This is a genomic window from Pseudomonas fluorescens, assembly GCF_902497745.1.
Lineage (GTDB): Bacteria > Pseudomonadota > Gammaproteobacteria > Pseudomonadales > Pseudomonadaceae > Aquipseudomonas > Aquipseudomonas fluorescens_BM.
This window is the reverse complement of the sequence record NZ_CABVHJ010000018.1, coordinates 24948-43430: the sequence shown is the minus strand read 5'-3', so window position 1 is coordinate 43430 and position 18483 is coordinate 24948. Positions and strand designations below refer to the sequence as shown.

Annotated in this window: 15 protein-coding genes and 2 tRNA genes; 14 read left to right on the top strand and 3 right to left on the bottom strand. The window is 59.5% G+C overall.

Features of this window, described 5'->3' with window-relative positions; translation table 11 throughout:
* From ispE to ychF, 6 genes are all read left to right on the top strand, one after another.
* Nucleotides 1-852 (top strand): 4-(cytidine 5'-diphospho)-2-C-methyl-D-erythritol kinase, encoded by an 852-nt coding sequence (gene ispE, locus F8N44_RS23760; protein WP_150652011.1) that lies wholly within the window; start codon nucleotides 1-3, stop codon nucleotides 850-852.
* A 36-nt stretch (nucleotides 853-888) separates the two neighbouring features.
* Nucleotides 889-963, top strand: a tRNA-Gln gene (locus tag F8N44_RS23755).
* 45 nt (nucleotides 964-1008) lie between these two features.
* Entirely contained in the window at nucleotides 1009-1950 is a 942-nt protein-coding gene (locus tag F8N44_RS23750) for a ribose-phosphate pyrophosphokinase (protein WP_003171603.1), read from the top strand.
* A gap of 141 nt (nucleotides 1951-2091) precedes the next feature.
* Entirely contained in the window at nucleotides 2092-2694 is a 603-nt protein-coding gene (locus F8N44_RS23745) for a 50S ribosomal protein L25/general stress protein Ctc (RefSeq protein WP_034156037.1), read from the top strand.
* 171 nt (nucleotides 2695-2865) lie between these two features.
* Entirely contained in the window at nucleotides 2866-3450 is a 585-nt protein-coding gene (gene pth, locus F8N44_RS23740; protein ID WP_007912902.1) for an aminoacyl-tRNA hydrolase, read from the top strand.
* Between the two features lie 22 nt (nucleotides 3451-3472).
* Nucleotides 3473-4573 carry a redox-regulated ATPase YchF gene (gene ychF / locus F8N44_RS23735; RefSeq protein ID WP_150652010.1) on the top strand — a complete coding sequence of 367 codons (1101 nt, stop codon included), beginning with the start codon at nucleotides 3473-3475 and terminating at the stop codon, nucleotides 4571-4573.
* 185 nt (nucleotides 4574-4758) lie between these two features.
* Here the strand turns inward: ychF and F8N44_RS23730 are convergent, their stop codons facing one another.
* Complete coding sequence (locus tag F8N44_RS23730) at nucleotides 4759-5976, bottom strand: MFS transporter (RefSeq protein WP_150652009.1); 1218 nt, start codon at nucleotides 5974-5976, stop codon at nucleotides 4759-4761.
* Between the two features lie 421 nt (nucleotides 5977-6397).
* Here F8N44_RS23730 and F8N44_RS23725 point away from each other — a divergent pair, with 421 nt between their 5' ends.
* Complete coding sequence (locus F8N44_RS23725; protein WP_150652008.1) at nucleotides 6398-8455, top strand: methyl-accepting chemotaxis protein; 2058 nt, start codon at nucleotides 6398-6400, stop codon at nucleotides 8453-8455.
* On the opposite strand, the gene F8N44_RS23720 is transcribed toward F8N44_RS23725, so the two are convergent.
* Nucleotides 8448-9350: a LysR substrate-binding domain-containing protein gene (locus F8N44_RS23720; RefSeq protein ID WP_150652007.1), complete on the bottom strand. Its 903-nt coding sequence runs from the start codon at nucleotides 9348-9350 to the stop codon at nucleotides 8448-8450. The genes F8N44_RS23725 and F8N44_RS23720 overlap by 8 nt on opposite strands.
* A gap of 225 nt (nucleotides 9351-9575) precedes the next feature.
* Here F8N44_RS23720 and F8N44_RS23715 point away from each other — a divergent pair, with 225 nt between their 5' ends.
* The 6 genes from F8N44_RS23715 (at nucleotide 9576) to F8N44_RS23690 (ending at nucleotide 15187) form a co-directional block, all read left to right on the top strand.
* The gene (locus F8N44_RS23715) at nucleotides 9576-10694 is read left to right on the top strand and encodes an ABC transporter ATP-binding protein (protein ID WP_150652006.1); all 1119 of its coding nucleotides are present in this window, start codon (nucleotides 9576-9578) and stop codon (nucleotides 10692-10694) included.
* Nucleotides 10695-10709: 15 nt separating this feature from the next.
* On the top strand, nucleotides 10710-11630 hold the full coding sequence (locus F8N44_RS23710; RefSeq protein ID WP_150652005.1) for an ABC transporter permease: 921 nt from the start codon (nucleotides 10710-10712) through the stop codon (nucleotides 11628-11630).
* On the top strand, nucleotides 11630-12436 hold the full coding sequence (locus F8N44_RS23705) for an ABC transporter permease (RefSeq protein ID WP_007912916.1): 807 nt from the start codon (nucleotides 11630-11632) through the stop codon (nucleotides 12434-12436). Before F8N44_RS23710 ends, F8N44_RS23705 begins: the two co-directional genes overlap by 1 nt.
* A gap of 27 nt (nucleotides 12437-12463) precedes the next feature.
* Nucleotides 12464-13510, top strand: a complete 1047-nt coding sequence (locus F8N44_RS23700; protein ID WP_150652004.1) for an extracellular solute-binding protein — start codon at nucleotides 12464-12466, stop codon at nucleotides 13508-13510.
* A gap of 60 nt (nucleotides 13511-13570) precedes the next feature.
* Entirely contained in the window at nucleotides 13571-15025 is a 1455-nt protein-coding gene (locus tag F8N44_RS23695; RefSeq protein WP_150652003.1) for an amidase, read from the top strand.
* A gap of 85 nt (nucleotides 15026-15110) precedes the next feature.
* Nucleotides 15111-15187 (top strand) — tRNA-Met (locus tag F8N44_RS23690).
* A gap of 95 nt (nucleotides 15188-15282) precedes the next feature.
* On the opposite strand, the gene F8N44_RS23685 is transcribed toward F8N44_RS23690, so the two are convergent.
* Nucleotides 15283-16383, bottom strand: coding sequence for a DUF2817 domain-containing protein (locus tag F8N44_RS23685; protein ID WP_150652002.1), 1101 nt, complete (start codon nucleotides 16381-16383; stop codon nucleotides 15283-15285).
* A gap of 261 nt (nucleotides 16384-16644) precedes the next feature.
* Between F8N44_RS23685 and ggt the strand changes: the two genes are divergently transcribed.
* Nucleotides 16645-18477 carry a gamma-glutamyltransferase gene (gene ggt / locus F8N44_RS23680; RefSeq protein WP_150652001.1) on the top strand — a complete coding sequence of 611 codons (1833 nt, stop codon included), beginning with the start codon at nucleotides 16645-16647 and terminating at the stop codon, nucleotides 18475-18477.
* The last annotated feature ends 6 nt before the right edge of the window (nucleotides 18478-18483 follow it).

The window sequence follows — 18483 nt, the reverse complement described above, 5'->3', positions numbered from 1 at the left end:
ATGACCGCTGCACGTCTGACCCTGCCCTCGCCGGCCAAACTCAATCTGATGCTGCACATTCTCGGTCGTCGTGAAGACGGTTACCACGAGTTGCAGACGCTGTTTCAGTTTGTCGATTACGGCGATGAAATCACTTTTGCCGTGCGTGATGACGGTGTGATTCAACTGCACACCGAGTTCGTCGGCGTGCCGCATGACAGCAACCTGATCGTGCGTGCAGCAAAAATGCTCCAGCAACAGTCCGGTTGCACGCTCGGCATCGATATCTGGATTGATAAAGTCCTGCCCATGGGCGGCGGCATCGGTGGCGGTAGCTCGAACGCGGCGACGACTTTGCTCGGCCTGAATCATTTGTGGCAACTGGGTTGGGATGAAGATCGCCTGGCCGCACTGGGCCTGACACTCGGCGCCGACGTACCGGTTTTCGTCCGTGGTCACGCGGCTTTTGCCGAGGGCGTGGGCGAGAAACTGACCCCGGTCGATCCCGAAGAACCGTGGTATCTGGTGCTCGTGCCGCAAGTCTCTGTTAGTACGGCAGAAATTTTTTCCGATCCTTTGTTGACACGTAACACGCCGCCCATTAAAGTGCGCCCCGTTCCCGAGGGAAACAGTCGAAATGACTGCTTGCCGGTGGTTGCAAGGCGTTATCCAGAAGTACGTAACGCATTGGATTTGTTAGGTAAATTTACCGAAGCAAAACTCACCGGAACTGGAAGTTGTGTGTTTGGGGGCTTCCCAAGCAAAGCTGAAGCTGATAAAGTCTCGGCCCTTCTGACAGAGACCCTTACAGGGTTTGTAGCCAAAGGCAGCAACGTTTCGATGTTGCACCGCAAGCTGCAAAGTCTGCTCTAAAGGAACCAGGTGCTCGGCACTTGATGCAACAGATACAGGGGCGTCGCCAAGCGGTAAGGCAGCAGGTTTTGATCCTGCCATGCGTTGGTTCGAATCCAGCCGCCCCTGCCATTTTCTATACTCATCCAGGTTACCCTCAGCCTCTAGGTACTGCGCGTGTCCAAGATGATGGTCTTTACGGGGAATGCTAACCCCGATCTGGCTCGGCGTGTTGTACGTCAGCTGCATATCCCTCTCGGTGACATCTCTGTCGGTAAATTCTCCGACGGCGAAATTACAGCCGAGATCAATGAAAACGTTCGCGGTAAAGACGTTTTCATTATTCAGCCGACTTGCGCTCCGACCAACGATAACCTGATGGAACTGGTAGTGATGGCTGATGCCTTCCGCCGCTCCTCGGCTACTCGTATCACTGCTGTTATTCCTTATTTTGGTTATGCCCGTCAGGATCGCCGTCCGCGTTCCGCACGTGTGGCTATCAGCGCGAAAGTCGTTGCTGACATGCTTACCGTAGTCGGCATCGACCGTGTTCTCACGGTTGATCTGCATGCTGACCAGATTCAGGGTTTCTTCGATATTCCGGTAGATAACATCTACGGCTCCCCGGTTCTGGTGGATGACATTGAAGATCAGCGCTTCGAAAACCTGATGATCGTGTCCCCGGACATTGGTGGCGTCGTGCGTGCACGTGCCGTTGCCAAATCCCTGGGCGTGGATCTCGGGATCATCGACAAACGCCGTGAGAAAGCCAATCACTCTGAAGTGATGCATATCATCGGTGATGTCGAAGGGCGTACCTGCATTCTGGTCGATGACATGGTCGATACCGCCGGCACTCTGTGCCACGCGGCCAAGGCCCTGAAAGAGCATGGTGCAGCCAAGGTCTTTGCCTACTGCACACACCCTGTGCTGTCGGGTCGGGCCATCGAGAATATCGAAAATTCCGTGCTGGACGAGCTGGTGGTGACTAACACCATCCCGCTGTCCGCTGCAGCACAAGCCTGTGCACGTATCCGTCAACTGGATATCGCACCGGTTGTTGCCGAAGCGGTTCGCCGCATCAGCAATGAAGAATCGATCAGCGCGATGTTCCGTTAAGGGCCCTGCCCTTCGCGAAATGTCTCGTTGACGAAAAGCGCCCCGCCCCGGCATTCCTGCCGGGGCGGGGCTTTTTTGCCCATACCGTGTTTGGCGCTGGTCGCAAACGCCACTCGGTCATGGCTATTTTGGAGATACAAAATGAACGATTTTACTCTGAATGCTGAAGTGCGTTCCGACCTGGGGAAAGGTGCGAGCCGCCGCCTGCGTCGTCTCGCCGCTCTGGTTCCAGCTGTTGTTTACGGTGGCGAAAAAGCCCCTGAATCCATCAGCATGCTGGCCAAAGAAGTTGCCAAACTGCTCGAAAACGAAGCTGCCTACAGCCACGTTATCGAACTGAACGTTGGCGGCAAAAAGCAGAACGTCATCATCAAAGCTCTGCAACGTCACCCGTCCAAGGGTCACGTTCTGCACGCTGACTTCGTACGTGTCGTAGCCGGCCAGAAACTGACCGCTATCGTGCCTGTGCACTTTGTTGGTGAAGAAGCTCCGGTCAAGAAAGGCGGCGAGATCTCGCACGTCCTGAACGAAATCGAAGTAACTTGCCTGCCGAAAGATCTGCCTGAGTTCATCGAAGTCGACCTGTCGGCTCTGGAAATCGGCGCAATCGTCCACCTGTCCGACATCAAAGCCCCTAAAGGCGTTGAGTTCGTTGCACTGGCTCACGGTGACGACAAAGCTGTTGCAAACGTACACGCTCCACGCGTTGCTCCAGAAGCTACCGAAGAAGGCGCAGCAGAGTAATTCACTCTGTTTAGCCTGAGTGAGCAAGTAACATCGCGGACTGGAACGTAGCGAGAAAGCGGGCGAGAACGCGGAGTTTACATCCATGGTAAATGAGCATTTTTCGTCCACTTTCGCCGCTTTGCCTGATCGCGGCGATGTTACTCACCACTCAAAGGAAGGGCCCCTATCGTGACTGCCATCAAACTGATCGTTGGCCTGGGAAATCCAGGCGCCGAATACGACCAGACCCGGCATAACGCAGGGGCCCTTTTTGTTGAGCGCATCGCTGACGCACAAGGTGTCAACCTTGTCGCCGATCGCAAATATTTCGGCCTGACCGGGCGCTATTCGCATCAGGGTCAGGATGTTCGTCTGCTGATTCCCACCACCTACATGAACCGCAGCGGCCAGGCCGTGGCGGCACTCGCCGGTTTCTTCCGCATCAAGCCTGAAGAAATTCTGGTGGCGCATGACGAACTCGACTTGCCTCCGGGCGTTGCCAAGCTCAAGCAGGGCGGCGGCCATGGCGGTCACAACGGGTTGCGCGACATCATTGCGCAACTGGGCAATCAGAATACGTTCTACCGCCTGCGGCTTGGCATTGGCCACCCGGGTGTTGCCAGTATGGTTTCAAATTTCGTCCTGGGTCGTGCGCCACGCGCCGAACAGGAAAAACTCGATGCCAGCATCGACTTTGCCCTCGGCGTGCTGCCGGATATCCTCGCCGGTGAATGGAACCGCGCGATGAAAAACCTGCACAGCCAGAAGGCCTGACTCTACTCCGAGGGGAAACACCATGGGATTCAATTGCGGCATCGTCGGCCTGCCTAACGTCGGCAAGTCCACCCTGTTCAACGCCCTGACCAAATCCGGTATCGCGGCTGAGAACTTCCCCTTCTGCACCATCGAGCCGAACAGCGGCATCGTGCCGATGCCCGATCCGCGTCTGGAAGCACTGGCGGCCATCGTCAATCCGAAGCGTATCCTGCCGACCACCATGGAATTCGTCGACATCGCTGGCCTGGTTGCCGGCGCCTCGAAAGGTGAAGGCCTGGGCAACAAGTTCCTCGCCAACATCCGCGAAACCGACGCCATTGCTCACGTCGTGCGCTGCTTCGAAGACGAAAACGTGATCCACGTTTCCAACAGCGTTGACCCGAAACGCGACATCGAAATCATCGACCTGGAACTGATCTTCGCCGACCTCGACAGCTGCGAGAAGCAACTGCAGAAAGTTGCGCGCAACGCCAAGGGTGGTGACAAGGACGCTGTGGTTCAGAAGGGTCTGCTTGAGCAACTGATCGCGCACTTCACCGAAGCCAAGCCTGCACGCAGCCTGATGAAGAACATGAGCGCGGATGAAAAAGCCGTGATCAAGGGCTTCCACCTGCTGACCACCAAGCCGGTCATGTACATCGCCAACGTCGCTGAAGACGGTTTCGAGAACAACCCGCACCTGGACGTGGTTCGTGCCATTGCCGAAGAAGAAGGCGCGATGGTCGTTCCAGTCTGCAACAAGATCGAAGCAGAAATCGCCGAGCTCGATGACGGCGAAGAGAAGGACATGTTCCTTGAGGCCCTGGGCCTGGAAGAACCTGGCCTGAACCGCGTGATCCGCGCCGGCTACGAAATGCTGCACCTGCAGACCTACTTCACCGCCGGTGTCGAAGAAGTCCGCGCCTGGACCGTCAAAGTCGGTGCCACCGCACCTCAGGCTGCCGGCGTGATCCACACCGACTTCGAGAAGGGCTTCATCCGCGCCGAAGTGATCGCCTACAACGACTTCATCCAGTACAAAGGCGAAGCCGGCACCAAAGAAGCCGGTAAGTGGCGCCTGGAAGGCAAGGATTACATCGTCAAGGACGGCGACGTGATGCACTTCCGCTTCAACGTGTAAGCGTTACGCCCAAGAAAAAGCCGCGTTTGATACGCGGCTTTTTTGTGCCTGGAACATTCTCCACCACAACACATTCACCCTGTGGGAGCGAGCTTGCTCGCGAAGAGGGAGTGTCAGCCACATCGCTGCGGATGACACACCGCATTCGCGAGCAGGCTCGCTCCCACAGTTTGAGTCGTGTGGCGTCAGGCCTTTTTGGTGCGCGGCAAGAAGATCGCCAACACGCCAAACAACGGCAGAAACGAGCACAGAAAATACACGTACTCAATCCCGTGAATATCCGCCAGATGCCCCAGCAACGCCGCGCCAATCCCGCCGAAACCAAACATCAGACCGAAGAAGATTCCGGCAATCATCCCAACATTGCCCGGCACCAGTTCCTGCGCATACACCACAATCGCCGAAAACGCCGACGCCAGAATGAAACCGATCACAACGCTGAGAACCGTGGTCCAGAACAGGTCAACGTGGGGCATCAGCAACGTGAACGGCGCCACGCCGAGGATCGAGAACCAGATCACCGCTTTACGCCCGATCTTGTCGCCAATCGGCCCGCCGAAGAAGGTCCCCGCCGCCACTGCACCGAGGAACAGAAACAAGTGCAGCTGCGAACTGGCCACCGACAGGTCGAACTTCTCGATCAGGTAGAAGGTGAAGTAACTGGTCAGGCTGGCCATGTAGAAATACTTCGAAAATACCAACAGCCCCAGCACCACCAACGCACTGGTCACCCTGCCCTTCGACAGCCCGTGAGTCGCTGCCTGACCGGCCTTGAGCTTGAACAGGTTCAAGTGGTGCGCGTACCAGCGGCTGATGCGGTACAGCACAAACAGCGCAAACACCGCGAACAAACCGAACCACGCCACGTTGGCCTGACCGAAGGGAATAATGATCGCCGCCGCCAGCAACGGGCCGAACGCGGAACCGGCGTTACCACCAACCTGGAAGGTCGATTGCGCCAGTCCAAAACGTCCGCCCGAGGCCAGCCGGGCAATCCGCGAGGCTTCAGGATGGAACGTCGAGGAACCGATCCCGATCAGCGCCGCCGCCAGCAGAATCAGCGGGAAACTGCCGACCATCGACATCATCACAATGCCAATCAGCGTGCAGATCGAACCCGCCGGCAACAGCCACGGTTTCGGATGCCGATCGGTGTGATAACCGACCCACGGTTGCAGCAGTGAGGCCGTCAGTTGAAAGGTCAAAGTAATCAGGCCGACCTGAGTAAAGGTCAGGCCGTAATTAGCCTTGAGCATCGGGTAGATCGACGGCAACACCGACTGGATCAGATCGTTGATCAAATGCGCCAGCGCCACCGCGCCGATGATACGCATCACCAATAGACTGCTTTGCGGAGCAGCGGGCGCCGAGGCAGCGGCGGTCTGAACGTTGCTGATAGCCATGGAAGTTTCCGGACAGCAGATGGGTGCACACAGGCAGGTGCGTCAATGTGCCATTTTTCGGTGCGCCAGCGCCATCCCCTTAGCCAGCTAACTAACCAACCTGACCGAATCATGTAGGAGCTGCCGAAGGCTGCGATCTTTTGATCTTGATCTTGAAAACAAAGATCAAAAGATCGCAGCCTTCGGCAGCTCCTACTTGGGATAGGTGATAGCGCAACGCCATGGTCTGAATCTTGCCTTGCTTCTCCCCTTGAACGCGGGCGCCTTACAAAGGCGACCGACAATGGGAAGTTTCGCTACAGAGCCGGCCTACAGAGCGGGCGAGAGTGAACTTTCGAGGCCTTTTAGCAGGGCACAGGTCGCGATCGAAACGAGCGCGATGCACGCCGATGGTGCGTGGTGTCCAGAGGAGTCATGGGGCATGCAGGCTTTCCTTTCACTGGGGATCAAATTGCTGGGGCGTTTTGGCTTCGCAGGTAAATTCCAGTTGTTGTTTCTGCTGTTCATTCTGCCGTTGGCCGGCAGCCTGTTGATGATCGGCCAGGACTATCGCGACAAGCTCAATCTGATTTCCGGCGAACGTGCCGGCGTGCGCCAGTTGCTCGCACTCGATGCGCTGGACAACCTGCTCGCCGCGCAACGCGACCGCGCCGCCCGCTGGCGCGCAACGGAAACCAATCGTCAGCCGACACCAGCCACTCTCGCCGCCATGGCTGCTTTCGACGCGGTGCAACCGGCAGTTCTGCAAGCCACCACGGACTTGGGCAACGCGCTGAAAAACGAAGGTGCCGAAGGCGAAACCCTAAGCCGCTATCAGGCGCTGCAAACCGCACTCAATGGCCTGGACTCGAAAAGCCTCAGCAGCGTCGGCTGGTGGCCGGACGGTTACGACCGTTTCACCAACGCCCTCAGCGCCCTGCAAGCGTTACGCGAGCAGATCGTCATGGACAATCGCCTGACCCTCGCACCGTGGCTGGAAACCTACCTGCTGACGCAAATCGCCACGCAGCACGCGCCGGACCTGATCGAACGCGTCGGACGTCTCGCTGCAGTCGGCCAGGCTTCTGTCGTCTCCGGCCAATTCACCTTGCAAAGCCGTCTGCAATTACGCGACCTGCGCAGTCGCATCGGTGATGCCCGCGAGCAACTGGTGAAAACGGCCACGCTGCTTGAAGCACGTCTGCCGAAAGATCAGCAGAGCTGGGCCAGCCAATACCACGACAGCCTCAAACACCTCGACAGCGGTCTGAAGGTGCTGGATGACGGTGTGTTCGGCGGCAGCATCAATCTCAAACCAGAAGACTTCGAACGCAGCCTCGATGCCTTGCTGACCGACCTCGCCGCCCTGCGCCAGCAATCGCTAGTGTCGCTGGATCAGCGACTCGACGCTTACCACAGCTCGGCGATCCGTCAGTTCATCATCGTTGCAGCCATCTTCGGCTGCTTGCTGCTCGCGGCGCTGTATTTGTTCGTCTGCCTGCAAGCCTCGATCCGCCGCAGCGCCAGCGGCATCACCCTGCTCGCCGAAGCCCTGCGCGATGGCAACCTCAGCCTGCAAGTGCCGGTGGTGGGCCGCGATGAGCTGGCGGCGATCAGCACCGCGCTCAACGTTGCCGTGGTGCAACTGCGCAGCAGCATGCTCGGTGTCGATCACGAAACCTCGCAGTTGAGCCATGCCGTGCGCAGCCTTAACGAACACTCCAGCGGCGCCCTGGGCGAAGTCGAAGCGCAGCAGTTGCAGATCAGCCAGATCGCCGCAGCTGCTACGCAATTGGCCGCGACCTCGCAAGGCGTGGCGCAGAGTTGCGAACAGGCTTCCGGCAGCGCCCAACACACCCGGCGCATCGCCGCCGACAGCAGCCGCGACAGCCAGCGCACCACGGCGAGTATTCAGCAGCTCAATCAACGCCTCAACGACACCGCAGCGGCGTTGGGCCGGGTCAGCGAGCAAGGCCAGCAGATTCAATTGGTGGTCGACACCATTCGCGGCGTAGCCGAACAGACCAATCTGCTCGCGCTCAACGCGGCCATCGAAGCTGCGCGAGCCGGTGAACAGGGACGTGGCTTTGCCGTGGTCGCTGATGAGGTGCGCAGCCTGTCGCAACGCACACAATCGTCAACCGCGCAGATCGCTGGCACCGTCGACAGCTTGCGCGCCACGGTCAATGAAGCCGTGACTCTGATGGAAGCGGCGTGCAGCCAGGCGCAAACCGATGCCGAGTCGGTCACCGGTCTCGGTGAACGCCTGGGCGAAATCGCCAGCGCCGTGCAGAGCGTCACCGACACATTGGCGCAGATCGCCACGGCGGTAGAGGAACAGGCCAGCACCGCCGACGAGGTCAGCGGCAATATCCAGCAGGTCGATCAGGCTGCCGTGCGTTTGCTCGAAGGTGCACGCGCAGTGAATCTTGCCGCAGACACACTGAGCCAAGGCAGCAAAGCGCTGAGCAACAACACCGCACGCTTCCGCCTCAGTTGATCACGGCCTCGGGGAAGTCCGCTTCCAGCTCAGCCTTGAGCCATTGAATAAACCACGCCACATCCGCCGAGAGTTCGGCGGACGGCGTCAGCACTCGATAGCTCTCAAGCTTCACCTGAGCATCGACCGCACGCACCAGTTTGCCGCTGGCCAGCTCATGGCGCACCAGCACTTCGTTGGCCAGCGCGATGCCCTGCCCGCTCTCGGCGACTGACAGCGCGTGGTCATTGTTGACGTAGAGCATGTCGGAATTGAGGTGGATATCGAGGTCGTGCGCGGCGAACCACAGGTTCCACCATTCGCCGTCATCGACGTGGATCAGTTCGTGGCTGACCAGATCGGCCGGGCTGTTGATCGGTGCGATGCTGGCCAGATACGCCGGCGTGCAGATCGGGAAAACCCGAGGACAAATCAGCGCTTCCCGTGAGTCGGCATATTGCCCGTCGAGGCCGTAGACGATGCCGAGATCGGCGCTCTTGCCATCCACTTCGGTGAAGGTCGAATTCGGCTCGATCGCCAGTTTCAATCCCGGGCGCAGATGACGCAGCGCTTCGATCCTCGGCATCAGCCAACGCTTGGCGAAACCAGGCACCACCATGATCCGCAGCCAGCGCTCGGCATCTTTCGGCCGGGCTTCCTTGCCGGCTTCGATGATCAGTTGCAAAGCAGTGCTGATCTTGCGGTGGTACTTCTCGCCCGCCGGCGTCAGGTTGACCCCGCGCGAGGTGCGCTCAAACAGTTGAATGCCCAACCAGTCCTCAAGCAACTTCACATGGCGGCCAATCGCAGGCTGGGTCACGTGCAGGGCTTTCGAGGCTTCGACGTAGCTGCCCAAACGCGCAGCGGCATCAAAGGCGCGCACCGCGTTGAGCGGCGGCAAACGGTGGTCGGGCATGATTCCTGGCACCTTCGGCTGTTAAATTAACTAACACCTGCCATGTTTAAATTGAAGTGTCGCGCCGCGCAACCCCTGGCTGATAATCGAGCCACAGCAAAACAAAAAAACAGCTGGTTTCACACCTGAACGCAATCTCGATCCTGCCCAAAAAAATAATATCCATGGCCCGACGGCACGCTTTGCGAAGCGAGTCGCAGGCGATGGGGGAATCGGAGGTAACGCATGAATGCCCTGCATTCGCTGCAAACGCTGGCGGTCTCGATCCGCTCAGTGCGCAAGGTTTACGGTGATCCGCAGACCGGTCCGGTGGCGCTGAAAAGCATCGACCTGGACATCCGCGACAATGAATTCTTCACCCTTCTCGGCCCTTCCGGCTGCGGCAAGACCACGCTGCTGCGGATGATTGCCGGTTTCGAATTTCCCACCGAAGGCGAGATTCTCCTCTACGGCGAAAACATCGCTGATCGCCCGCCCTTCCAGCGTCCGGTCAACACGGTGTTTCAGCATTACGCGCTGTTCCCGCACATGACCATCGCCGAGAACCTCGCCTTCGGCCTCGAATCACAGCCGATGGGCAAAGTCCTCACCAAAGCGCAAATTACCGAGCGTGTGCGCGAGATGCTGGCGCTGGTGCAAATGGAGCGCTTCGCCAATCGCAAACCGGCGCAACTGTCCGGCGGCCAGCAACAACGTGTCGCCCTCGCCCGCGCTTTGGCGCCGCATCCGAAAGTGTTGCTGCTCGATGAGCCGCTGTCGGCACTCGATCTCAAGCTGCGTCAGGCGATGCGTGAAGAGTTGAAAACCATCCAGGCCAAGACCGGCATCACCTTCATCTTCGTCACCCACGACCAGGAAGAAGCGCTGACCATGTCCGACCGCATCGCCGTGTTGTCTGAAGGCGAAGTGCAGCAGGTCGGGCGGCCGGAAGACATTTACGAACGTCCGCGCAATCGCTTCGTCGCCGACTTCATCGGCGAAACCAACTTCATCGAAGGCTCAGTCACTCGCGTGGAAGACGGCTTGGCGTGGTTCGCCGGGCCTGCCGGGCATCCGCTGCCAGCGCAACCGTGCAGCGACGTGGCAGTCGGCGCCAGCGTGACCTTGTCGGTACGCCCGGAGCGCCTGCATCTGCTGCCGTCCAACAGCGAAAACGCGTTGCCGTGCCGGATCGAAGCGCAGATCTATCTCGGCACCGATCTGCAATATCAGGTCAGCCTCAGCGACGGTTCGCGCCTCACCGTGCGTACACCCAACTGCGTCGACCAGAGCCTGCGCTTTGCGGTCGGCTCTCAGGCCGGTCTGTTATTCGACCAGGGCAGCGCCAGCGTTCTGCACGATTGAGCCGGAGGAATTGCCATGCACACCTTACCGATTGCCAACACGCTGGAGCGGCGCAAAGCCTTCCAGAGTTTCCTCGGGGTCAGCCCGGCGCTGATCGCCATCGGCCTGTTTCTGCTGGTGCCGATTCTGATCGTCATCGGCTATTCGCTGATGGAAGCCAACCCCTATGGTGGGGTCAATAAAGTCTTCAGCAGCGACGCCTACACCTCGCTGCTGTTCGAACGGCAACTGGACGACAGCCTCGCGTTTGCCGACTCGTATTTGATCATCGCCCTGCGCTCGATTGGCATCGCCGGGCTGACCACCATCATCACCTTGCTGATCGGATTTCCGGTCGCCGTGTGGCTGGCGATGCAGCCGGCGCATCGTCGCGGCTTGCTGATCTTTCTGATCACCGTGCCGTTCTGGGCCAACCTGCTGATCCGCACCTACGCGTGGATTCTGCTGCTGCGTAACACCGGCGTGATCAACAACAGCCTGATGGGCATGGGCGTTATCCATGAACCGTTGCAGTTGTTGTACACCGACGGCGCGGTGCTGCTGGGGCTGGTTTACACCTACGCGCCGTTCGTGGTGTTGCCGATTTACGCGACGCTGGAAAAGATGGATATCCGCCTGCTCGAAGCCGCGCAGGACCTGTATGCCGGCCGCGTGCGCACCTTGCGCAAAGTGGTGTTACCGATCGCCAAACCGGGAATTCTCGCCGGCGCCATCCTCACCTTCGTACCGTGCCTGGGCGCGATGATCGCTCCGGAATTGCTCGGCGGTGGCACGCGAATGATGCTCGGCAACCTGATCTTCCGGCAGTTCAGCGATGCGCGTAACTGGCCGTTTGGCGCAGCGTTGTCGCTGGTGCTGATGGCCGCCGTGATGCTGGTGCTGACCGTTTATGCCTTGCGCGCCGAGCGCCAGCGCATCGCCAAAGGAGGTGCGTAATGCTCGCGCTATTCAAACGCAAAGGGCTGGGCGTGCAGGACTTTCCCGGTTTCGGCGGCTTCAGTTTTCTGTTCTATCTGTACCTCTACGCGCCGATCGTGGTGCTGGTGGTGTTCTCGTTCAACGCCAACCAATCGGCCACGGTGTGGACCGGTTTCAGCCTCGACTGGTATCGCGCCGCGTTCGCCAATCAGGCCTTGCGCCAGGCCGCCGGCAACAGCCTGTTGATTGCGGTGTGCGCGAGCATGATCGCCACGGCGATTGCCACCCTCGCCGCCCTCGGCACCTCGCGCGGGGCCAAGTTCAAGGGCCTGCACTTGTCGATGGGCGCGATCATGTTGCCGCTGGTGTTGCCGGAAATCGTCGTCGGTGTGGCGACGCTGGCACTGTTCTCGACCATCGGTCTGTCGCTGGGTTACGGCAACCTGATCATCGCCCATACGGTGTTCTGCATTCCCTTCGCCTACCTGCCAATTCGCGCGCGGCTGAATGACATGGACCTGTCGCTGGAACAAGCCTCCGCCGACCTCTACGCCGGCCCTTGGCGAACCTTTCGCAAAGTGACTTTGCCGCTGCTGATGCCGGGGATTTTCTCCGGGCTGATGCTGGCCTTCATCGTCTCGCTGGATAACTTCGTGATCTCGATGATGGTCTCGCAGGCCGGCACCACGACCCTGCCGATCTTCATTTTCGGCCTGCTGCGCATGGGCGTGACACCCGACGTCAACGCCGTATCGACGCTGATCCTCGGCGTCTCGGTGCTGTTCGTCAGCCTCTCTTACCTGTTGGGCAAAAAGAACGCCTGAACCTTCTACGACCTGTGGGGAAATAGCATGAGCAAGTGGATAAAAAGCATCGGCACTTCGTTGTTTCTGACTGTGCCGCTGAGCATGGCCGCGAGTGTTCAGGCCGCCGAAAAACTCAACGTGGTCAGTTGGAGTGGCTACTTTTCGCCGGAGATTCTCGCCAGGTTCCAGAAGCAGACCGGCATCGAAGTCACCGTCGATTCCTACGACTCCAACGAGACCTTGTTGGCGAAGTTGAAACAGGGCGGCGCCGGTTATGACGTGGCGATTCCGTCGCACCAGTTCATTCCGATCCTGATCAAGGAAAACCTGCTGGAGCGCTTCGACCCGGTCAAGGAGCCCTACTACGCCAGCGTTGTGGATAACTTGAAAAAACCGAGTTGGGACCCGGAGGGCGCGTATTCGGTGCCGTTCATTTGGGGCACCACCAGCGTCGTCCTCGACAGCGCGCGCTACAAAGGCCCGGCCGACAGCTACAAGGTTTTGTATGAGCCGCCAGCCGAGCTGCAGGGGCGCATCAACATGTTCGACTCGGTCAGCGACATGGTCGACATGGCCAGCCTCTATCTGAATATTCCACTGTGCAGCGAAGACCCGAAGCAGATGCAGCAAGTGCTGACGCTGCTCAAGGCGCAGAAGCCGTTCGTGAAAACCTACAGCTCCAAGGCCGGTTCGATTCGCGAGAATCTCGCTTCCGGTGAAATCGACATGTCGATGTTCTGGGGTGGCTCATCGATGCGTGCTCGCGAGATGAAACCGACGCTGAAATACCTCTACCCGAAAGAAGGCGTGCTGGCCTGGGTCGACAACATGGTCATCCCCACCGGCAGCAAGAATCCGGCGAATGCCAAGGCGTTTATCGCCTTCCTCAGCCAGCCGGAAAACTCGGCGATGACGCAGAATTTCCTCAAGCACCAGAGCCCGATCAAAGGCGTCGAACCGTTCCTCGACGCGGCGCTCAAGGATGCGCCGGAACTGCACATTCCCGAGGGCACCAACGTGGTGTTCAGCAAGACTTGCGGCGAGGGTGCGATCCGCCTCGCCGACCGTCTCTGGACCAACCTGATGCGTTGATCTTTACCGCCCCGTCGCACTGGCGGGGCGTTTTTCCAGCCGTCTGAAAGGCCGCTTGCAATGAACTCTAATAACATCAGCGAACTGGTCCTGTTACAGGCTCATGAGCTCGCCGAACGCATCCGTCTGCGTCAGGTGTCCTGCCGGGAAGTGATGCAGACTTACCTTGCCCATATCGAACGTTTCAATCCGTTGGTGAATGCGCTGATCAGCCTGCAATCACCGGAACATCTGCTGGCTCAGGCCGATGAACGCGATGCCGAACTGGCGCGTGGCCAATACCGTGGCTGGATGCATGGTCTGCCCCATGCAATCAAGGATCTGTCGCTGACCCAAGGCATTCGCACCACGCTGGGTTCGCCGCTGTACAAGGACTTTGTGCCTGAGCGCGACGGCATCATGGTCGAACGGATCAAGGCAGCCGGCGCGATCATTATCGGCAAGACCAACACCCCGGAATTCGGTCTCGGTTCGCAAAGCTATAACCCGTTGTTTGGCGCCACCGCTTGCGCGTATGACCCGAGCAAAACGGCAGGCGGCAGCAGTGGCGGCGCGGCGGCGGCACTGGCGATGCATCTGGTGCCGGTGGCGGATGGCAGCGACATGATGGGCTCGCTGCGCAATCCGGCGGCGTTCAACAATATCTTTGGTTTTCGCCCGTCACAGGGGCGTGTGCCGTTTGATGACAGTGCTGATCTGTTTTTTGATCAGCTCGGTTATGAGGGGCCGATGGCGCGCTGCGTGAGGGATGCGGCGTTGCTGTTGTCGGTACAGGCCGGCGGCGATGCGCGGGCGCCGTTGTCCATCGCTGAATCCGGTGAGGCGTTTGCGGCGCCGTTGGGGCGTGATTGCAAAGGCACGCGATTGGGTTGGCTGGGTAACTTCGGTGGTTATCTGCCGATGGAGCAAGGCGTGCTCTCGCTGTGCGAGAAGACCTTTGCTGATTTTGAGAGCCTTGGCTGCCACGTTGAGTCGGTTGAGCCGGATTTCGCGCCTGAGCGGCTGTGGAGCAGTTGGCGGACGTTGCGGCACTGGCTGGTCGCGGGGTCTTTGGGCGCGACGTATGCAGACCCACAGAAACGCGCGTTGTTGAAACCGGAGGCAATCTGGGAAGTGGAAAACGGCTTGAAGCTATCGGCCAGTGAAGTGTTTGCCGCCTCGGTGGTGCGCAGCGATTGGTATCGGGCGATTTCTCGTCTGTTCGAAAAGTACGATTACCTGCTGCTGCCCAGCGCCCAAGTGTTCCCGTTCGATAAAACCCAGCCGTGGCCGACATCGATTGAGGGCGTTGCGATGGACACGTATCACCGCTGGATGGAGGTGGTCATCCCCGGCACGCTATCGGGTTGCCCGGTCGCCAACGTCCAGGCGGGGTTCAATGCGCAGGGTTTACCGATGGGGCTGCAAATCATCGGCAAGCACCAGGCTGACTTCGCTGTCCTGCAATTGGCGCACGCTTATGAACAGGCCAGTCGCTGGTTCCAACGCTGCCCTTCGCCGCTGTTGAGGCAGTGATTTTGATAAACGGTTGAAAGCGTAGAAAAAATTTTAAATTTACGCTTGACGCTTTTCCATTTCAGGGGAATAATGCGCGCCACTTGGCTACATAGCTCAGTTGGTTAGAGCATAGCATTCATAATGCTGGGGTCCGGGGTTCAAGTCCCTGTGTAGCCACCAAGTACTAAAAACGGCTTACCGAAAGGTAGGCCGTTTTTTTATGCCTCGAGAAAAGTGCGATTTCGTGAGGGGGGATTTTTCCCCTCATCTGGTTTTCAGCCTGTCAGCGCCGCCAACCCTTTCGCCCAGATCTGTCGAGTGCGCTGCCCCACCATCGCCCGCCAATCCGGATCAGCTGGATAGAACTGCTCGAGCAGATTCAGTTTGATTTCACGTCCTACAGCATCCAGCGGATCGCCATGCAAATGCAGCCAATGGTCATCACGCAAATGCCGATGTACAGCCGGCCCCGGATACGTCCCGCACTCGATCACGAACGGCATCAACTGCACGTCCGGTAAAGCATTGAGCAACGCTTGCGAGGTGTATCCGGTAGCCGTCGCTGCCACTCCGGTTTCGCTCAACGTGTCGGCGCCGGTGTGCAGGGTGTAAAGCCATGGACCATAAATCGCCTGGGCCTGCGCGAGTGCCGGGTACGGCGCCTGGGTGATGGTCAGCAACATCGGATGACCGTATTCGCCAGCGCCGGTGTGCAGGTCGAAACACATCACGGTTTCAGCGCCAGCCAGATGCGCATCGACGATTTGATGCAACGTGCGATTCGACCAGCTCGGCGCTCGGCCGCCGTAGAACAGGCCATGGGGATGGCTGTGCTGACCGCCCTCGACAATCGACATTACCGCCGGCCAGCCGTGTTCGTTGATTTGCGCATCGAGCAAGGCATCGGCGCGTTGCCGCTCAGGGCCGTGCAAATCGGTGCAGGCGTAGATTTCATGCAGTGCGGCGTAAGCGCGGTTGTCCGGCAGCGGTCCTGTGAAATCCAGATGATTGCGGTTGAGGTCAATGTTGTCTTCGTTGACCCGGCGCAGCCATGCGGTGCCCCATGGGTTGATCAGGTGCACCATCACCACCGCGACATCCTTGGGCAGCGAGCCCGGTACGAATGCCTTCAGCCAATCGATCTGACAATCCGAGCCGTAATAGCCCTCGACGCCGTGCGTACCGCTGAGCGTTACCAGCCGGCGTATGGCCTGCGGATTGCCGAGCACGGCGACGTCGGTGCTCAGCGGTTCGCCAAAAGGGCCGCAACGTGGATGCGCGTAACAGGTGAGCGTGGCGCCGGCGGCATTGGCGGCGGTGATGAACTGTTCGCGTTGATCGCGGTAGCTGGATTCGGTGGGGAACTCGCTGTGCATATTGGTCTCTTGTTGATCTTGTATTTGTGGGAGCGAGCCTGCTCGCGAAAGCGGTTGTACATTCAACATTTCTGCCGACTGACACTGCGCATTCGCGAGCAAGCTCGCTCCCACAGGTGCTCAGTGCAACTCAACGGATTTGCGGTTGACCCTAGCGAACATCCGCCCCGAAAAGAAAGACAAAAATGCCCACCGGTTTGCGTCGCGACCGAGCGGTCGATAAAGTCCCTGAGACTTTTATCCCACGGACGGAGAGCCCGCGTGTTTTCAGCCTTGCCCTTGAGCCGCTTTCGCCTGCCTGCCCTGACGCTGATCATCAGCGCCCTGACCCTCACCGCGTGCAACGCCCCGCCCACCTCGACTTTGCCGCTGGCCCCGGAAGCCGCGTCCGGTTTCCGCACCGATCTGCAAACCCGTCACGCCAGCAAGCACATGGCAGCGGCTGCCAACCCTCTGGCTGCTGAAGCCGGGCGCGAGATGCTGCGTCAGGGCGGTTCGGCGATTGATGCGGCGATTGCGATGCAAGCGGTGCTGACCCTGGTTGAACCACAGTCATCCGGGATCGGCGGCGGCGCGATGATCGTGTTGTGGGACGGTAAACAGGTGCGCACTTATGACGGCCGCGAAACCGCACCGGCTGGCGCCACCGAGAAGCTATTCCTGCGCGCCGATGGCCAACCGATGTCGTTCCCGCAGGCGCAGATCGGTGGTCGTTCGGTGGGTACGCCGGGCGTATTGCGCGCACTGGAGATGGCCCATAAACAGCACGGTCGCCTGCCCTGGGCGAAGCTGTTTGAACCGGCGATCAAACTGTCCGAGCAAGGCTTTGCGATCTCCCCGCGCTTGCACTCGCTGCTGGAATCGGACCCGGTGATCCGCAAGTCGCCTGATATGGCCAAGTATTTCCTCAACGCCGATGGCAGCGTCAAAGCCGTCGGCACACGCCTGCAAAACCCGGCGCTGGCAGCAGTGCTCAAACGCATCGCCAATGAAGGCGCGGATGCCTTGTACAAAGGTCCGATCGCCGAAGAAATCGTCGCCAAGGTGCAGGGCCACACGAACGCCGGCAGCCTGACGCTTAATGATCTGCAGCGCTATCAGGCCAAGGAGCGTGCGCCGCTGTGCACTGATTACAAGCGCTGGCAGGTTTGCGGCATGCCGCCACCGTCGTCGGGCGGGATCGCCGTGGCACAGATTCTCGGCACATTACAGGCGCTGGAAACCCGCGATCCACGCCTTTCCCTGACGCCGCTGAAACCAGTTAAAACCGACAAACCGGCCGGCATTGAACCGGATCCGCAAGCCGTGCATCTGATCGCCGAAGCCGAACGTCTGGCCTACGCCGATCGCGCGCAATACGTCGCCGACACCGACTTTGTGCCAGTGCCGGTCAAAGGCCTGGTCGATCCGGGTTATCTCGCCAGCCGCGCCGGCCTGATCGGCGAACGCAGCATGGGCAGCGCCAAACCGGGCACACCGCCGGGCGTACAAGTGGCCTACGCCCCGGACCGCTCGCCGCTGCGCATCTCTACCTCGCAAGTGGTCGCGGTGGATGACCTTGGCGGTGCCGTGTCGATGACCACCACCATCGAAGCCGCGTTCGGCTCGCACCTGATGGTTCAGGGCTTTCTGCTGAACAACCAGATGACCGACTTCTCGTTCATCCCCGAAGAGAACGGCCAGAAAGTCGCCAACCGCGTCGAACCCGGCAAACGTCCACGCTCGTCGATGGCGCCAACGCTGATCTTCGATCGCGCCAGCGGGGAATTCGTCGCTACGGTCGGCTCGCCCGGAGGTTCGCAAATCATCGAATACGTGGCGAAAACCACCGTCGGCCTGCTCGACTGGCACCTCGACCCGCAAAGCGCCATCAGCCTGCCCAACTTCGGCAGCCGCAACGGTCCGACCGAACTGGAACAAGGACAATTCAGCCCGGCGCTGATTCAGGCGCTGAAAGCCAAAGGGCATGCGGTGAATGAAATCGACATGACCAGCGGCACCCAGGCCATCGTGCGAGTCAAGGATGCACAGGGGAAAGCGTCGTTGGAGGGGGGCGCGGATCCACGGCGTGAAGGCGAAGCGTTGGGGGATTGAGGGTAG

Bases quoted from the DNA above. Each gene is read 5' to 3' on its own strand.
- F8N44_RS23705 (WP_007912916.1), top strand. From the start codon at position 11,630: ATGCTCGCGCTATTCAAACGCAAAGGGCTGGGCGTGCAGGACTTTCCC.
- ispE (WP_150652011.1), top strand. From the start codon at position 1: ATGACCGCTGCACGTCTGACCCTGCCCTCGCCGGCCAAACTCAATCTG.
- F8N44_RS23715 (WP_150652006.1), top strand. From the start codon at position 9,576: ATGAATGCCCTGCATTCGCTGCAAACGCTGGCGGTCTCGATCCGCTCA.
- F8N44_RS23685 (WP_150652002.1), bottom strand. From the start codon at position 16,383: ATGCACAGCGAGTTCCCCACCGAATCCAGCTACCGCGATCAACGCGAA.
- F8N44_RS23720 (WP_150652007.1), bottom strand. From the start codon at position 9,350: ATGCCCGACCACCGTTTGCCGCCGCTCAACGCGGTGCGCGCCTTTGAT.
- F8N44_RS23745 (WP_034156037.1), top strand. From the start codon at position 2,092: ATGAACGATTTTACTCTGAATGCTGAAGTGCGTTCCGACCTGGGGAAA.
- F8N44_RS23725 (WP_150652008.1), top strand. From the start codon at position 6,398: ATGCAGGCTTTCCTTTCACTGGGGATCAAATTGCTGGGGCGTTTTGGC.
- F8N44_RS23710 (WP_150652005.1), top strand. From the start codon at position 10,710: ATGCACACCTTACCGATTGCCAACACGCTGGAGCGGCGCAAAGCCTTC.
- ychF (WP_150652010.1), top strand. From the start codon at position 3,473: ATGGGATTCAATTGCGGCATCGTCGGCCTGCCTAACGTCGGCAAGTCC.
- F8N44_RS23695 (WP_150652003.1), top strand. From the start codon at position 13,571: ATGAACTCTAATAACATCAGCGAACTGGTCCTGTTACAGGCTCATGAG.
- F8N44_RS23700 (WP_150652004.1), top strand. From the start codon at position 12,464: ATGAGCAAGTGGATAAAAAGCATCGGCACTTCGTTGTTTCTGACTGTG.
- F8N44_RS23730 (WP_150652009.1), bottom strand. From the start codon at position 5,976: ATGGCTATCAGCAACGTTCAGACCGCCGCTGCCTCGGCGCCCGCTGCT.